This window comes from Zunongwangia sp. SCSIO 43204 (assembly GCF_019904275.1).
In the GTDB taxonomy this organism is placed as follows: domain Bacteria; phylum Bacteroidota; class Bacteroidia; order Flavobacteriales; family Flavobacteriaceae; genus Zunongwangia; species Zunongwangia mangrovi.
On sequence record NZ_CP063204.1, the window covers coordinates 1,141,609 to 1,157,672 of the forward strand.

Below are 16,064 nucleotides of genomic sequence, written 5' to 3' on the forward strand. Positions count from 1 at the left end.
AAACTCTAAAATCTATAAACTTTTTTTGGAGTGACGCAATAATCAAGCGGAATGTCACTGGCGTAAACATCTTCAAAAGCCTCTTCAGCTTCAAAAAATGAGAGTCCAATTTTAATAATATCGGGTTTGCAGGAGCTTAAAAATTTATCGTAATAGCCTTTTCCGTAACCAATTCGATGACCATTTTTATCGAAAGCAAGTAAAGGCACAAAAACCACGTCTATTTTTTCTGAAGGAATTTCAATGCCATCTACCGGCTCTGGAATATTCCACCTGTTTTTTTTAATCTTGGTGGTTTCGGTAAGTAAATAATTGATCAGGTTATTGTGTTCAATATCAGTTCTGGGAATTACCACATTCTTATCTTTTCCCTGAAGAATATGTAAAATAAATTCGGTATCCACCTCTTTTTGTTCAGCAATACTTAAGAACAGGTGATAAAAATCGCCTTCCCAAACATCTAATTTCAGTAAATTATTGGCGATCTCTAAACTGAATTCTTCAATAGCTTCCGCAGAAAGATCGATACGCAAAGCTTTATATTTTTTACGCAGTTCAGTTTTATTCATCGGTCACTTTTGAAGCTGTTGAAATATGAAAAATAGCATCACCCTGATACACGATCGGAGCTTCGTTCACATTAATGATGTAGCCCTGATTTCTGGACTTTATCTTATGCCTAAATTTTCCATAAGGATCTGTAATGGTCCCTATATATTCGCCTTTTTCAACAAACTTTCCGCAGGGAACTTTAAGATGTAATAGTCCGCTGTATTTCGCACGCATCCAGGTCGTATTCTCGATAAGAATGGGTTCACCATGCGCATCGGGAAGTTCAAATCTAGACTTCAACATATCCAGGTGATTCAAGATTCTCATAGTACCTTCAACTCCTTGTCTTGCGATTTCTTTATTGCTATCCTGAGATTTTCCACCTTCAAAAAGTAGAATAGGAATACCCATTTTAGAACAGGTTTCACGATAAGATTTGGTAATCGTTGTAGAAACGATCGTAAATGGAGCTTTAAAGATATTTGCTAACTCGATGCTATGTTTATCGCCTTTTTTAACGCGAATCTGCGCCACATTAAAACGACTTGCACCGCCGGTATGAAAATCCAGACAAAAGTCGGCAATTGGTAAAATTTCCTGTACGAACTGAAAAGCAAATCTACCGGCTAGCGATCCGTTTTTTGTTCCCGGGAACATACGATTTAGGTCGCGCCCATCGGGAAATTCTCGAGCCATATTTAAAAAACCAAAAACGTTTACCACGGGAATACAGATCGTGGTACCGCATTTTGGTTTATTTATTTCTTTACTTATTATTTGCCTTACAATTTCTACTCCATTAAGCTCGTCACCATGAATGCCGGCGGTAATTAAAACTACAGGTCCCGGATTTTTGGAACGCTCTATAATCACAGGAACCTCTACCGATGTGGTCGTGTAGAGTTTCGCCATATTAAGGTTGATCGTAGCGCTTTTACCGGGTAGGATCTTTTTTCCCAGAATTTCCAGGACGTTGTCTTTGGTGATTTGAGGCATAAATTAAATTAGGCGTGTTTTTCGATGTATCGAATAATGGTTTTGGCGATATCTTTTCCGGTTGCTTTTTCGATACCTTCTAATCCTGGCGAAGAATTTACTTCTAGAATTAAAGGGCCGCGAGAACTTTGTAACATATCTACACCGGCAACACCAAGTCCCATTGCTTTTGTAGCTTTTACTGCTGCAATTTCTTCTTCGTCGCTAAGTTCGATAGATTCTGCACTACCACCACGATGTAGGTTAGAACGGAATTCCCCATCTTTTCCCTGTCGTTTCATGGCGCCAACTACATGGCCATCTACCACAAAAGCTCTAATATCTGCGCCTTTTGCTTCTTTGATAAACTCCTGCACGATCACACGAGCCTGTAAACCGTTAAAAGCTTCAATAACAGATTCGGCTGCATTTTTGGTTTCAGCAAGAACAACACCAACACCTTGTGTTCCTTCTAGCAATTTAATCACCAATGGCGGCCCACCAACCTGGCTAATTACGCCAGATACATCTCTGGAATAGTTGGTAAATACCGTTTTTGGTAGTCCGATTTTTGCGCGAGAAAGTACTTGAAGACTTCTTAATTTATCACGACTTCTCACTAAAGCTTCACTATCTGTAGTTGTAAAAGCACCCATCATTTCGAACTGGCGAACTACGGCAGTACCATAAAAAGTAACCGACGAACCAATTCTTGGGATAATAGCATCTACATCTTTTATATATTTTCCCTTAAAATAAATATTAGGGTTTCTCCTTTCAATCACAATATCACACTTTAAAGGATCTACAACCTCTACGGTGTGTTTGCGTTTCATGGCCGCTTCAACAAGTCGTTTTGTTGAGTAAAGTTGCGAATTTCTGGAAAGGATTTTAATGTTCATTTGTTTGGTGTTGATTATTAAATGATAGATCGATTAATTGCGGATCGACGATAAATTTATTGCTTAAGAATTTACGTCCTAAGAGAACGGGAAAACGCATTTCCTGGCGTGAGGACAAAGAAAGCGAAATTTTATAGACTTTATTAAAAAGCTTGATCTTAGATTCGATCTGGTAGCGCTTTTGTATCATGCCATTGCTACTACGAACGTAAATAATATCATAGTCTTTAAAAATGAATTCTTTACCATTATACTGGTCGTGCTCTTCGTCTAGAAATTTACAGTATAACACATCATCTTTTTCAACAATTTCGTCGCAATGAATTGAAGATGTATAAGCGCCGGTATCGATTTTTACAGATATACCTTCCAGGTTAAGCACAGGGAAATCTGCTTTATCAAATCGACCGATTATGGTTTTTTTGCTCTCGCTCATATGCTCAAGATAGCCAAAATAAATGTTTTACGGTTTTTAGGAATTATAAAATACCTTTAAAACTGCGAATTTCAGTAATACGATCGAGATTCAGAAATAAAATTTCAGAGAAAAATTGGTGTAAAAATTGCGCCAAATTTTATCTATTTTCTTCAAAATAGCCTAAAGATATTTTAAATTTGAAGTGATGGAAATACCTTCTTTGGATGTACAGTTAAAGACTTTGCCCGATAGTCCCGGCGTTTATCAATATTTCGATAAAAATGGGAAGATCCTTTATGTAGGTAAAGCTAAAAACCTTAAAAAACGGGTAACTTCTTATTTTACAAAGCGCCACGATAGCCATCGTATTGGTGTGATGGTAAAAAAGATTCACGAAATACGGCATATCGTTGTTTCTTCGGAAACTGATGCATTGTTGTTAGAGAATAACCTTATCAAGAAACTTCAGCCTCGTTTTAATGTAATGCTGAAGGATGATAAAACCTATCCCTGGATCTGTATTAAAAATGAGCGTTTTCCAAGAGTTTTTCCTACCCGAAGATTAGTAAGGGATGGGAGTGAATATTATGGCCCGTTTACCAGTTTTAAAACGGTAAACACTTTGCTCGATCTAATTAAAGGATTGTATAAACTGCGAACCTGTAATTATGATCTTGCTGAAGATAAAATTCGTGAAAACAAATTTAAGGTTTGCCTGGAATATCATTTAGGGAATTGCATGGGGCCTTGTGAAGGTTACCAGGGGGAAGCAGAGTATAACCGAAACATCGATCACATACGGCAGATCGTAAAAGGAAATTTTAAAGATTCGCTTAGCCAGTTTAGAGAACAAATGCAAGAGCATGCTGCGAATATGGAGTTTGAAGATGCGCAGCGAATAAAAAATAAGATCGAAGTTTTAGAAAATTACCAGTCGAGATCTACGGTTGTAAATCCTAAGATTAATAACGTAGATGTTTTTTCTGTAATTAGTGATGAGGGTTATGGCTATGTGAACTTTCTTCAATTAATGCATGGTTCGATCATTAGGTCGCATACCATTGAAATGAAAAAGAAATTAGATGAAAGCGATGAAGAATTACTGGAACTTGGTATTACTGAAATTAGGCAAAGATTCAATTCAAAATCACCTGAAATTTACGTTCCTTTTAAAGTAGATGCCGGTGATGAAGTAAAAGTTACCGTTCCTAAGCTTGGTGATAAACGTAAGATTGTAGAGTTATCTGAGCGTAATGCCAAATATTACCGCCAGGAGCGATTTAAGCAAATGAAGATCGTAGATCCAGATCGTCATGTAAACCGCGTGATGGCCCAAATGAAAGAAGATTTACGCTTAGGTGTAGAGCCACGCCATATCGAATGTTTTGATAACTCGAATATCCAGGGAACAAATCCGGTGGCTGCCTGCGTTGTTTTTAAAAATGGAAAACCAAGTAAAAAAGATTATCGTAAATTTAATATCAAAACTGTAGAAGGTCCTAACGATTTTGCTTCGATGGAAGAAGTGGTGTATCGACGGTATAAGCGTCTTTTAAATGAAGGTGAAGAATTACCGCAGCTTATTATTGTAGATGGAGGTAAAGGACAGTTAGGTAGTGGCGTAAAAGCCTTGGAAACTTTAGGCTTGCGAGGTAAGATTGCGATTGTAGGTATTGCTAAACGTCTTGAAGAACTGTTTTATCCAGGAGATCCAATCCCATTGTATTTGGATAAAAGATCGGAAACCTTAAAGATCATTCAGCAGTTAAGAGATGAAGCGCATAGATTTGGAATCACTTTTCACCGAAATAAACGTAGTAAATCTGCGTTAAATACAGAGCTGGAATCTATTAAAGGAATTGGTGAAAAAACGGTGGTGGAGTTACTAAAAAGTTTTAGATCATTAAAACGAGTAAAGGAAGCTTCAGAAAAATCGCTGGCAGATGTTGTGGGAAGTGCTAAGGCTAAAATTGTTTACGATTATTATCACTCAGAATCTTCAGATTAAATGAAAAAAATCTTTTGCATCCTATTCTTCTGTAGTTCACTTTTTAGTTTTTCTCAGGAAGAAAAATTAAAGGTGGGATTGGTGCTGAGTGGAGGAGGAGCAAAAGGTTTAGCACATATTGGTGCTATAAAAGCGATCGAAGAAGCCGGCGTGCATATCGATTATATTGCGGGCACCAGCATGGGAGCTATTGTTGGTGGATTATACGCTTCAGGTTATACTGCGACCGAATTAGATTCGATCGTGAATCATACCAATTTCAATATTCTTATTCAGGACGAAATTCCACGAAAATCCATGACTTTTTATGAAAAGGAAAATACCGAGCGGTATGCGCTTACCCTTCCTTTCGATCATTTTAAAGTAGGATTTCCGTCGGGATTAAGTAAAGGACAAAATATTTATAATTTCATGTCTGGTTTAACCGTGCATCTGGAAGATGAAACCGATTTTACGCAATTACCCATCCCGTTTTTTTGCGTGGCGGCAAATGTAGAAACCGGCGAAGAAATTATTTTAGATAAAGGTTCGCTGGCAAAATCTGTTGCAGCTAGTGGTGCGATTCCGTCGTTGTTTTCTCCTGTAAAAATTGATGGCAGGTTGCTTATTGATGGCGGAGTGGTAAATAATTACCCGGTAGAAGAACTGCGTCGTCGCGGTGCCGATGTAGTTATTGGTGTGGATGTGCAGGATTCATTGCTTAATCGAAAAGATCTAAAAGGAGTTTTCGATATTTTCACACAGGTAAGTAACTTCAGGACGATTAATGATATGAAGCATAAGATTCCGCTTACCGATATTTACATTCGCCCTGATATTGGTCGTTTTTCGATCATGTCTTTTGAAGAAGGCTCGGCGATTATCGATTCTGGAAAAGTAGCCGGAAACGAGCGAATTTCAGCATTAAAAGAGCTGGCCTCTAAACAACAAACACATCCAAAACCATATAAGCGAAAACTTATTGATACGCTTAATTTAAGTAGGGTAGAACTTGCAGGTAATACCAATTATCCGCGTTCATTTATCATGGGGCGGCTTAGGTTGCAAACACCAGGTAAATTTAGTTTGTCGCAGATTAACGAAGGGATCGATTTTTTATCGGCTACAGGAAACTTCGATAAGATCAATTATTTTCTAACTCAGGATAATGAAGATTCGTATACGCTAAATCTTAATATGGACGAGAGCGAAAATAAAACTTTCCTGAAGCTGGCTTTGCATTACGATGAGTTGTATCGTAGTGCAGCACTGGTAAATTTAACCCGAAAAAGTTCGATTTTTACCAACGATGTTACATCTTTAGATCTAATTGTAGGAGAAAATGTTCGGTATAACTTTCAGTATTATATCGATAAAGGATATTATTGGAGTATTGGCGTAAAATCCAGATTCAATTCTTTTGATACGCCGGTAGATTATGCGCTGGTAGAAGATGAAATTAACGGAAGCGATTTTAATATTAATCGAATAGATATCGATTTTAAGGATTTTACCAATCAATTTTATGTTGAAACCTTATTTAAGCAGGTGGCTTCTCTGGGAATGGGTGCCGAGCATAAGTATCTAAAAATTTCTTCGGAAACTATTAATAGCGGTGAGGAAGGTCTTGATGTGCCCGGTACCGAATTTGAGAATAACCATTATTACAGCGCTTTTGGATATTTAAAATATGATTCTTTTGATAACAAATATTATCCAAAACGCGGATTTTATTTTCATGGAGATTTTCATATTTATCCCTTTTCTTCAATCGACGATTTTACTGAATTCTCTATCGCAAAAGGAAAGATTGGATATGTTTTTACGCCAATTAGAAATCTTAGTTTCAGGCTTTTTTCTGAAACCGGTTTTAAAATTGGCCCAAGCGACCAGCGAACGCTCGATTTTCTTTTAGGTGGCTACGGAAATAACCTTATAAATAATATGGTGCCTTTTTACGGATACGATTTTATTAGTCTTGGTGGTGATAGTTATATAAAAGGACTTGTTGAAGCAGATGTAGAAATTTTTAAAAATAACCATATTACTTTAAGTGGTAATATCGCAAATGTAGAGAACGATCTCTATTCTTCGGGAAACTGGTTGTCGCTGCCAGATTATACGGGTTATGCTTTGGGTTACGGGATGGAAACTTTTCTTGGTCCCATGGAAGTAAAATATTCGTATTCACCAGAAATTAGGGAAAGTCAGTGGTTTTTTAGTTTAGGTTTCTGGTTTTAATGCGTTTCTCTCTAAAATATTTTCTAGCTGCTTTTGCACTTTTTATAACCGAATTTTTAATCGCCAGGTTTATCGATGGCGGTTTTATACGGAATGTTCTTGGGGATTATCTGGTTGTTTTTTTGATCTATTATTTCCTGCTCAGCTTTTACAAGTGGCAAAAAATTAAACTTGCCGTTTTCGTTTTACTTGTAGCATATCTTATTGAGATTTTACAGTATGTACAAATTTTAAAGATTCTTGGAATCCCAAAATCTACATTTACAGATATGATTTTAGGATCTTCTTTCGATTGGCTGGATATGCTGGCCTATACTTTAGCATTTTTAAGTATTGTTTTTATGCAAAGAATCTTGCAGAAAAAAGATGCTTCAGGAAAGGCTGTTCATTGAAAAAGCTTCAGCAACCAACTCAAAACTTCGCAAGCGCAATTCTTTATTAAAACTCATCGTAGAGATAATTACTTCATCTACATCAAAATCCTTTGCTAAATTGACGATTTTCTCCTTTACACGATCTGGAGTTCCAGAGATAATTCGACCGGCATTATAATGCAGACGCTGCTTTTCGAAAGAGGTGAACCGGTGATTTCGAATATCTTCGAAAGCCGGGAGATTTTGGTAATTTCCTTTGTCGAATTGCAGTAAAATATAATCGATATACTTTCGCATTTGATTGGTTTCATCATCGGTCTCGCCACACATTACAAAAGAAGAAATCAGCGCTTTGGATTCTGGGCGATCTTCTGTAGGCATAAAATGTTTTCGATAACTTTCCACCACATTAGGAGAAACACTTCCGTTTATAAATTTGGCCACAGCAAGATTTAAACCTAAGTCGGCCGCGATTTTTGCACTCCCGCCACTACTGCTTAAAATCCATTGCTGCGGAATTGTTTTTACCTGCGGAATTGCATAAATAGGAGAAGCATTAACCTGCGCGTTATCCTTAAAAAAGTGATCTAAATGCTGAAGTTGCTTTATATAATCTTCCTCCTGAAATGTATTTGAAGGATTTAAAAGGTTGGCGCTAATGCCATCGCCGCCGGGTGCGCGACCAATTCCAAGGTCTATCCTTCCCGGATAAAGCGCTTCTAACATTCTAAAATTTTCAGCCACCTTAAAAGCACTATGATTTGGCAGCATAATTCCGCCACTTCCTAGCCGAATTTGTGAAGTTTCAGCCCCTAATCTTGCCATTAAAACTTCTGGAGTAGAGCCGGCGATGAAGGTAGAGTTATGATGTTCAGAAATCCAAAAGCGATGATATCCTAACTTTTCAGCAAGAATAGCAGTTTCGATCGTCTCCTGAACTGCTGAAATAGCAGAGGAATCTGTGCGAACAACAGATTGATCTAAGATTCCAAGTTTAATATCACTCATGCGATGGCTTTAATAAGTTATTCGGAATTGGAGCTTAATGCTTACAAACTAATTTAAGTTATTGGTGTTTAGTTTTACATTTCATTTAAGAAAGAATACGTTTATTTTCTATAAATTTATTATTAGTTAATTTTATATGGTTTTTATTGATAATTTTATAATTTTAGCTACCGGGAAAGCAGTTTAATTAAATATTTAATTATGCCTTTTTATCATAAGTTAGGTAAGATTCCACATAAAAGACATACGATCTTCAAAAAGCCAGACGGAAGCCTTTATTACGAACAGGTTTTTGGAACTATTGGTTTTGATGGAATGTCTTCGATATCTTACCATGAACAGCGGCCTACGCAGGTTAAGGAAGTAAAAAAAAGTTATAGCGTAAAACCTGTCATTTCAAAAGAAAATAATTTGAAGTCTTATCGTCTAAAGGGATTTCAGGTAAAGCCAGTACAGGATTATTTAGAAAGTAGAAAAGTTATTCTTACTAACAGTGATGTCGATATTATTCTGGCAGCGCCACAAAAATCTACCGATAATTATTTTTATAAGAATGCCGATAGTGATGAACTTTTGTTTATTCACAAAGGAAGCGGGAAATTAAGAACACATTTAGGGAATCTGGATTTTGAATACGGTGATTATTTGCTAATTCCGCGTGGTACGATCTATAAAATTGATTTTGAAACTGAGGAAAACCGACTATTTATTGTCGAGTCGAGGCGCCCAATTTATACGCCTAAAAGGTATAGAAACTGGTTTGGGCAATTATTGGAACATTCGCCATTTTGTGAACGCGATCTAAGACGGCCTTACGAGTTAGAAACTAATAACGAAAAAGGCGATTTTTTAATCAAGATCAAAAAGCAGGGCGATATTTTTGATACGGTTTACGCTACACATCCATTCGATGTGGTGGGTTACGATGGTTATAACTATCCTTATGCGTTTTCAATTCACGATTTTGAACCTATTACAGGTAGAATTCATCAACCGCCACCGGTACATCAAACTTTTGAAGCCGATGCGTTTGTAGTTTGCAGTTTTTGTCCGCGTAAATACGACTATCACCCAGAAAGTATTCCGGCGCCATACAGCCATAGTAATATCGATAGTGATGAGGTGCTTTACTATGTAGATGGCGATTTTATGAGCCGAAATGATATTGAAGCGGGACATATTTCGCTGCACCCGGCTGGAATTCCGCATGGGCCGCACCCGGGAGCCGTAGAACGAAGTATTGGTAAAACCGAAACCGAAGAATTAGCAGTAATGGTAGATACGTTTAAGCCTTTACAACTCACCGAAGATGCGATGGCCATAGCAGATGAAACTTATTATAGATCCTGGCTAGAAGACGAGGATAAATAAAAAACATTCAAAAACTAACGAATATTAAGATTATGTCTAAAGATAATTCATCCTTACAATTAGAAAAAGTAATTCCTGAAGCAGAAGACTTTCTTCCCATCTTGGGGACAGATTTTGTAGAGCTCTATGTAGGGAATGCAAAGCAGGCTGCGTATTATTATCAGCATGCCTGGGGATTTCAGCCGGTTGCGTATTCGGGATTGGAAACCGGTAGGCAGGATAGCGTATCCTATGTGTTGCAGCAGGGAAAAATCAGGATCGTACTTACTTCGCCGCTACAACCTTCCGGAGAAATAAATGCGCATATCGATAAACATGGTGACGGGGTAAAATTTGTGGCACTTTGGGTAGATGATGCAAAAAAAAGTTACGAGGAAACCACCAAAAGAGGTGCTGAAAGTTATGTGGAACCTTATGAACTGGAAGATGAACATGGTAAAGTGGTGATCTCTGGAATTCATACTTATGGTGAAACTGTACATCTTTTTATTGAAAGAGGTGATTATAATGGAGCTTTTTTGCCGGGTTATAGAACTTATGCTCCGCTTGCTAAATCTCCAGAAACAGGATTAAAGTATATCGACCATATGGTAGGTAATGTTGGTTGGAACGAGATGAATAAATGGTGCGAATTCTATGCAAAAGTGATGGGGTTTGCGCAAATGGTTTCATTTGATGATAAAGATATCTCTACAGATTATACGGCTTTAATGAGTAAGGTGATGAGTAACGGGAATGGACGAATTAAATTCCCGATAAACGAACCTGCTGAAGGAAAAAAGAAATCACAGATCGAAGAATATATAGATTTTTATAATGGTGCCGGGGTGCAACATATCGCTTTAGCTACAGATAATATTATCGAAACGGTAACCGCTTTACGTGATCGTGGGGTAGAATTTTTATATGTTCCAGAAACTTATTATGATGATCTTTTAGATCGTGTTGGTGAGATCGATGAAGATCTAGAACCGCTAAAAGAGTTGGGAGTATTGGTAGATCGTGATGATGAGGGCTATTTATTACAGATTTTTACCAAGCCTGTTTTAGATCGACCAACTATGTTTTTCGAAATAATTCAAAGAAAAGGAGCGCAATCTTTTGGGAAAGGAAACTTTAAAGCCTTATTTGAAGCAATAGAAAGAGAGCAGGATTTGCGAGGAACGCTGAATTAATTGGAAATTTTTGATTTTTACTAAAACAAAAAGCCTCTTTTTTATCTAAAAATCAATGTTTTAGTTAAAGTTTATTTTTGGCTTTTTTTAATTGGATTAAATGCAGAATTTTGCGCTCGCATTTTTGGAGTGGTTACCAAATTTGTTTTTTCATAATTTAAGTTTTAGTTGGTTAATAAGACAAAAAACCTCGTCATTAATTTGATGGGGTTTTTTGTTTTGATACATTTGGAATAGTAATTGTAAATCTACTTAAAAGATAGTCATTTAGGATGAAACTATTTCAAATTGAAACCAATGGGTAAAAGACTTACAATTACATTAATTCTCTTCTTTTTTGCGCTTACTTCGCACGAAGCTCAAACCGCTTTTGATGCGGGAGAGTGGTTTAAATTCAGGATTCATTACGGGCCTTTTAATGCAAGCTATGCGACACTTCAAGTAAGTGAAGAGTATTTAAATAGGAAGCCTGTTTATCATGTAGTAGGAAAAGGTAAATCTACCGGGATGCTACATTGGTTCTTTAAAGTGAACGATAATTACGAAACATATATAGATCGTAAAACTGGGTATCCTTATAAATTTATACGTCAAATCGACGAAGGTGGGCATACTAAAGATCTAGAGATCGATTTTGATCATAAATCGAATACGGCCTATGTTCATGATAAAAAGCATAATAAGAAAAAGACCTATTCTACAAAGGAAAATATCCATGATATGTTGTCTGCATTTTACTATCTTCGCAGCAATATAAACGAAGAGGCGCTGCAACCCGGCCACGAGCTAATCCTTAATCTTTTTATCGATGATGAAAACATGGATTTTAAGGTAAAGTTCTTGGGTAGGGAAGTGATTAAAACCAAGTTTGGAAAAATAAATGCGCTTAAGTTTAGGCCTTATGTGATGGCTGGTAGAGTTTTTAAAGAACAGGAAAGCCTTACCTTTTGGGTAAGTGACGACAAAAATAAAGTGCCTTTAAAAATCGAAGCCGATCTTGCAGTAGGATCACTGGATGCCGATCTTGATGCTTATAAAGGTCTAAAATACCCCTTCAGGATTATCGTAGATTAGCATGGAAATTAAACCCGAAATAGCCGAGAGAATAGAATTGCTGGAAGAGAAATTCAGAAATTCTGGTCAGGATATGGGGTCTTACCTTGATGGTCTTTTATACGACCGTTACTTAACTTATTGGGATTATATAAGTTTGGATACATTACTGAGTTTGCAAAAACCAGAGACACATTTTCCAGACGAAGAAATATTTCTAACCTATCACCAGATAACCGAGTTATATTTTAAACTGATCATCCACGAGCAAAAACAGGTGATCGAAAATCCTAATTTAACCGCCTCTTATTTTATTGAGAAGCTTAACAGGATGATTCGTTATTTTAAAGTGCTTATCAATTCCTTCGATGTAATGATCAAAGGAATGGAGCGTGAGCAGTTTTTGAAATTTCGTATGGCTTTATTGCCGGCAAGCGGATTCCAATCGGCTCAGTTTAGAATGATTGAATTTTATTCGACTCCAATCGAAAATCTTGTAGAGCACAAGATCAGGAAGAATTTCAATTTAGATAATTCTGTAGAAGATTTATTTGATAATATTTACTGGAAAAAGGGTGGTATCGATCTTAAAACCGGTGAGAAAACTTTAACCCTTAAGCAATTCGAAAAAAGATATACGCCCCGCTTTTTAAGGATTGCAAACGAGGTAAAAGGGAAAACGCTTTATGGACGTTATCAAAGCCTGGCCGATTCAGAAAAAAACAATCCAAAATTAATTAAAGCATTACGTACTTTTGATAGTAGTGTAAACGTTAACTGGTTGTTGATGCATATTGGTGCGGCATATAGGCACCTGGATAAAGGAAACAAAACGATAAAAGCAACCGGAGGAACAAACTGGAAAGAGTTTTTACCACCAGGATTTCAAAAAATATCTTTTTTTCCTGAATTGTGGAGTGAAGAAGAGCACGAAGAATGGGGCAAAGAATGGGTAAACCACATGTTTAATACTGAAAAATAAGAATTAGAAATTGAAGAAATTTAGTTTTTTATTCCTGCTGTTATTAGTTTTTGCGGGATGTAAAGAAGACACAAAAGAACAAGCTGTAGCTGAAACTAAAAAACCAGCACCTAAGCCGGTCGTAAAAGAATATGGCTTTGTTTTGGACGATTTTGATGTAGTTGTAGATACGATAGAGCGAGGCGATAACTTTGGATATATTCTGGATCGTCATGGTGTAGATCGTGGTAAAGTTTTTGAAATTTCAGAAAAAGTAAAAGATACTTTTAATCCGGCCAGAATTACGGCTGGTAAGAAATTTCTAATCTTGAAGGCTAAGGATTCAGCAAAGACTCCGCTTCATTTTATATACCAAAATGATAAGATCAATTATACGGTTTTAAATATTGGTGATAGTATTTCAGCATTTAAAGCAAAAAAGCCGGTTTCAGTAAAAAGAAGAGAGGTTTCTGGAGTGGTAACTTCATCACTTTCTGAAGCGATGCAGGCGCAGGGTTTAAGTAACTTGCTAGTGTATCAATTATCAGATATCTATCAGTGGAGTATCGATTTCTTTAAACTTCAGAAGGGAGATCAATTTAAAATGATTTATCATGAAAAATATATTGACGATACGATCTTTGCTGGTGTGGCGCATGTAGAGGCAGCTGTGTTTAAACATTCAGACCGTCCTTTTTATGCTTTTAATTACGAAACTGATTCGATTACCGGCCAGGCAAGTTTTTATGATGAAGAAGCCAAAGCTTTACAGAGTTTTTTCCTTAAAGCGCCACTTAATTATAGTAGAATTTCTTCCAGATACCAGCGTAGAAGATTTCATCCGGTACAAAAAAGATGGAAAGCGCATTTAGGAACAGATTATGCAGCACCAACCGGTACGCCTATTAAAGCAACTGCAGATGGAACGGTGATCGCATCGAGTTATACATCGGGTAATGGAAATTATGTGAAAGTTCGTCACAATAAAAAGTACACTACACAGTACCTGCACATGAGCAAAAGAAATGTAAGAAATGGCCAGGCAGTAAAGCAGGGAGATGTTATAGGTTTTGTAGGTAGCACGGGTTTAGCAACGGGCCCGCATGTTTGTTATCGATTTTGGGTTAACGGGAAGCAGGTAGATCCATATCGCCAAAATTTACCAACTGCTAAGAAAATAGAGGAAGCGAAGAAAGATGATTATTTTGCTTTTATAGATCCTTTAAAAAACGAACTGGACAGTATACCTTATAAAAATATCTAAAACCATGATTCTTGTGTAAGATTTGGTGCTATTCACTACTAAGTTTTTCACAATAAAAAATTGAAAGATGAAAAATATTAATCCAACCAAAACCGAAACCTGGAAAAAGTTAGAAGCTCATTATGCTGAAACTAAAGACCAGTCATTAAAATCTCTTTTTGAAAACGATAGTGAACGTGCTGCAAAATTCACTACGAAATGGGAAGATTTTTATGTAGACTTCAGTAAAAACAAAATTACCGAAGAAACAAAAGCACTTCTTATCGAATTAGCAAAAGAATGTGGTTTAAAAGAAGCTATGGCTGCTTATTTTGGTGGTGAAGCTATTAATCAAACTGAAGGAAGACCTGTTTTACATACTGCTTTGCGTGCATCGAAAAATGCAGATATTAAAGTAGATGGAGAAAATGTAATGACCGAAGTTGAAGAGGTGAAAGCAAAAATTAAAGCTTTTTCTTCGGAAGTAATTCAGGGAATTAGAAAGGGATATACCGAAAAGAATTTTACAGATATCGTAAATATTGGTATTGGAGGTTCAGATCTTGGGCCGGTAATGGTTACTGAAGCTTTAGAGTTTTACAAGAATCATCTTAATGTTCATTTTGTTTCTAATGTAGATGGAGATCATGTACACGAAACTATAAAAGATCTAAATCCTGAAACTACACTATTTGTGATCGTATCTAAATCGTTCACTACTCAGGAAACATTAACTAATTCAACTACGATTAGAAACTGGTTTATGAAAACTGCACCAGAGGACGCAGTTTCTAAACATTTTATTGCAGTTTCCAGTAATGTACCAAAGGTGAAAGATTTTGGTATCGATGAAGATAACATTTTCCCAATGTGGGATTGGGTTGGTGGTCGTTTCTCATTATGGAGTGCTGTTGGGCTTTCTATAAGTTTGGCGATTGGTTATCCAAATTTTGATGCACTGCTAAGTGGAGCTCAAAAAATGGACGATCATTTTAAAGAAACTGAATTCGAAAATAATATTCCAGTATTAGCAGGTCTTTTAAGTGTTTGGTATAACAACTTTTATAAGGCAGAAAGTGAAGCTGTAATTCCTTATACGCAATATCTACATAGACTTCCCGCATATTTACAACAGGCAGTTATGGAAAGTAATGGTAAAAGTACAGACCGTAATGGCGATAAGGTAGATTATGAAACAGGAGCGATTATTTGGGGTGAGCCTGGAACAAATTCTCAGCATGCCTTTTTTCAGTTAATTCACCAGGGTACAAAATTAATCCCTGCCGATTTTATAGGTTTTAAGGTGTCTTTATTCGACGATAAAGATCATCATAACAAACTTATGGCAAACTTTTTTGCTCAAACAGAAGCTTTGCTTCAGGGAAAAACTGAAGATGAGGTTCGTGAAGAATTGTCTTCTAAAGGAATGAGTGAAAATGAAATAAAAGAATTGCTGCCTTTTAAATTATTTGATGGAGATAAGCCAACGACATCTTTTCTTATCGATAAACTAACACCTGAAAGTTTAGGTAAATTAGTAGCGATGTATGAACATAAGATTTTTGTGCAGGGTGTTATCTGGAATATCTTTAGTTACGACCAATGGGGAGTTGAATTAGGAAAGCAATTAGCAAGTACTATTTTAAAGGATATGGATAGTAAAGCGATAGAAAACCATGATTCTTCAACAAGTAGTTTATTAAAGGTTTTCTTAGGATAGCGATTTAACATTTTTTAAGATAATTTAAAAAGCACCTCAAAATGAGGTGCTTTTTTATTTTTAATAATGGAATGGCGAATAATT

General features: G+C 36.5%; 14 protein-coding genes. 9 read left to right on the plus strand and 5 right to left on the minus strand.

Going from position 1 to position 16,064, the window contains the following annotated elements; genetic code table 11:
• Nucleotides 1-5: 5 nt before the first annotated feature.
• From INR75_RS05100 to INR75_RS05115, 4 genes are read right to left on the minus strand one after another with little or no spacing between them, the layout of a single operon-like run.
• Nucleotides 6-569, minus strand: coding sequence for a 5-formyltetrahydrofolate cyclo-ligase (locus INR75_RS05100; RefSeq protein WP_223091038.1), 564 nt, complete (start codon nt 567-569; stop codon nt 6-8).
• On the minus strand, nt 562-1,548 hold the full coding sequence (locus INR75_RS05105) for a succinylglutamate desuccinylase/aspartoacylase family protein (RefSeq protein WP_223091039.1): 987 nt from the start codon (nt 1,546-1,548) through the stop codon (nt 562-564). Before INR75_RS05105 ends, INR75_RS05100 begins: the two co-directional genes overlap by 8 nt.
• Nucleotides 1,549-1,556: 8 nt before the next feature.
• Nucleotides 1,557-2,429, minus strand: a complete 873-nt coding sequence (rimK, locus tag INR75_RS05110) for a 30S ribosomal protein S6--L-glutamate ligase (RefSeq protein ID WP_092539938.1) — start codon at nt 2,427-2,429, stop codon at nt 1,557-1,559.
• Complete coding sequence (locus INR75_RS05115; RefSeq protein ID WP_223091040.1) at nt 2,419-2,865, minus strand: RimK/LysX family protein; 447 nt, start codon at nt 2,863-2,865, stop codon at nt 2,419-2,421. The genes rimK and INR75_RS05115 overlap by 11 nt, the downstream gene beginning before the upstream one ends.
• 187 nt (nt 2,866-3,052) lie before the next feature.
• Here INR75_RS05115 and uvrC point away from each other — a divergent pair, with 187 nt between their 5' ends.
• The 3 genes from uvrC to INR75_RS05130 are packed head-to-tail and all read left to right on the plus strand — an operon-like array spanning nt 3,053 to nt 7,467.
• Nucleotides 3,053-4,855, plus strand: coding sequence for an excinuclease ABC subunit UvrC (gene uvrC, locus INR75_RS05120; RefSeq protein WP_223091041.1), 1,803 nt, complete (start codon nt 3,053-3,055; stop codon nt 4,853-4,855).
• Nucleotides 4,856-7,075 (plus strand): patatin-like phospholipase family protein, encoded by a 2,220-nt coding sequence (locus INR75_RS05125; protein ID WP_223091042.1) that lies wholly within the window; start codon nt 4,856-4,858, stop codon nt 7,073-7,075.
• Entirely contained in the window at nt 7,075-7,467 is a 393-nt protein-coding gene (locus INR75_RS05130; RefSeq protein WP_223091043.1) for a DUF2809 domain-containing protein, read from the plus strand. Before INR75_RS05125 ends, INR75_RS05130 begins: the two co-directional genes overlap by 1 nt.
• On the opposite strand, the gene INR75_RS05135 is transcribed toward INR75_RS05130, so the two are convergent.
• Entirely contained in the window at nt 7,447-8,457 is a 1,011-nt protein-coding gene (locus INR75_RS05135; RefSeq protein WP_223091044.1) for an LLM class flavin-dependent oxidoreductase, read from the minus strand. The genes INR75_RS05130 and INR75_RS05135 overlap by 21 nt on opposite strands.
• A 201-nt stretch (nt 8,458-8,658) precedes the next feature.
• Between INR75_RS05135 and INR75_RS05140 the strand changes: the two genes are divergently transcribed.
• The 6 genes from INR75_RS05140 to pgi all read left to right on the plus strand — a co-directional run bounded on the left by INR75_RS05140 (nt 8,659) and on the right by pgi (nt 15,980).
• On the plus strand, nt 8,659-9,828 hold the full coding sequence (locus INR75_RS05140) for a homogentisate 1,2-dioxygenase (RefSeq protein WP_223091045.1): 1,170 nt from the start codon (nt 8,659-8,661) through the stop codon (nt 9,826-9,828).
• A gap of 32 nt (nt 9,829-9,860) precedes the next feature.
• Complete coding sequence (hppD, locus tag INR75_RS05145; RefSeq protein WP_223091046.1) at nt 9,861-11,003, plus strand: 4-hydroxyphenylpyruvate dioxygenase; 1,143 nt, start codon at nt 9,861-9,863, stop codon at nt 11,001-11,003.
• 297 nt (nt 11,004-11,300) lie between these two features.
• The gene (locus INR75_RS05150) at nt 11,301-12,077 is read left to right on the plus strand and encodes a DUF3108 domain-containing protein (RefSeq protein ID WP_223091047.1); all 777 of its coding nucleotides are present in this window, start codon (nt 11,301-11,303) and stop codon (nt 12,075-12,077) included.
• Between the two features lies 1 nt (nt 12,078).
• Nucleotides 12,079-13,038, plus strand: coding sequence for a tryptophan 2,3-dioxygenase family protein (locus tag INR75_RS05155; RefSeq protein WP_223091048.1), 960 nt, complete (start codon nt 12,079-12,081; stop codon nt 13,036-13,038).
• 10 nt (nt 13,039-13,048) lie between these two features.
• Complete coding sequence (locus tag INR75_RS05160) at nt 13,049-14,281, plus strand: peptidoglycan DD-metalloendopeptidase family protein (RefSeq protein WP_223091049.1); 1,233 nt, start codon at nt 13,049-13,051, stop codon at nt 14,279-14,281.
• 67 nt (nt 14,282-14,348) lie between these two features.
• Nucleotides 14,349-15,980 (plus strand): glucose-6-phosphate isomerase, encoded by a 1,632-nt coding sequence (pgi, locus tag INR75_RS05165; protein WP_223091050.1) that lies wholly within the window; start codon nt 14,349-14,351, stop codon nt 15,978-15,980.
• The last annotated feature ends 84 nt before the right edge of the window (nt 15,981-16,064 follow it).

What these genes read in the sequence shown, in the direction of transcription:
- hppD (WP_223091046.1), top strand. Translation starts at nt 9,861, where the DNA reads ATGTCTAAAGATAATTCATCCTTACAATTAGAAAAAGTAATTCCTGAA.
- INR75_RS05130 (WP_223091043.1), top strand. Translation starts at nt 7,075, where the DNA reads ATGCGTTTCTCTCTAAAATATTTTCTAGCTGCTTTTGCACTTTTTATA.
- INR75_RS05125 (WP_223091042.1), top strand. Translation starts at nt 4,856, where the DNA reads ATGAAAAAAATCTTTTGCATCCTATTCTTCTGTAGTTCACTTTTTAGT.
- INR75_RS05155 (WP_223091048.1), top strand. Translation starts at nt 12,079, where the DNA reads ATGGAAATTAAACCCGAAATAGCCGAGAGAATAGAATTGCTGGAAGAG.
- INR75_RS05115 (WP_223091040.1), bottom strand. Translation starts at nt 2,865, where the DNA reads ATGAGCGAGAGCAAAAAAACCATAATCGGTCGATTTGATAAAGCAGAT.
- INR75_RS05150 (WP_223091047.1), top strand. Translation starts at nt 11,301, where the DNA reads ATGGGTAAAAGACTTACAATTACATTAATTCTCTTCTTTTTTGCGCTT.
- rimK (WP_092539938.1), bottom strand. Translation starts at nt 2,429, where the DNA reads ATGAACATTAAAATCCTTTCCAGAAATTCGCAACTTTACTCAACAAAA.
- INR75_RS05135 (WP_223091044.1), bottom strand. Translation starts at nt 8,457, where the DNA reads ATGAGTGATATTAAACTTGGAATCTTAGATCAATCTGTTGTTCGCACA.
- INR75_RS05100 (WP_223091038.1), bottom strand. Translation starts at nt 569, where the DNA reads ATGAATAAAACTGAACTGCGTAAAAAATATAAAGCTTTGCGTATCGAT.
- uvrC (WP_223091041.1), top strand. Translation starts at nt 3,053, where the DNA reads ATGGAAATACCTTCTTTGGATGTACAGTTAAAGACTTTGCCCGATAGT.
- INR75_RS05105 (WP_223091039.1), bottom strand. Translation starts at nt 1,548, where the DNA reads ATGCCTCAAATCACCAAAGACAACGTCCTGGAAATTCTGGGAAAAAAG.
- pgi (WP_223091050.1), top strand. Translation starts at nt 14,349, where the DNA reads ATGAAAAATATTAATCCAACCAAAACCGAAACCTGGAAAAAGTTAGAA.
- INR75_RS05140 (WP_223091045.1), top strand. Translation starts at nt 8,659, where the DNA reads ATGCCTTTTTATCATAAGTTAGGTAAGATTCCACATAAAAGACATACG.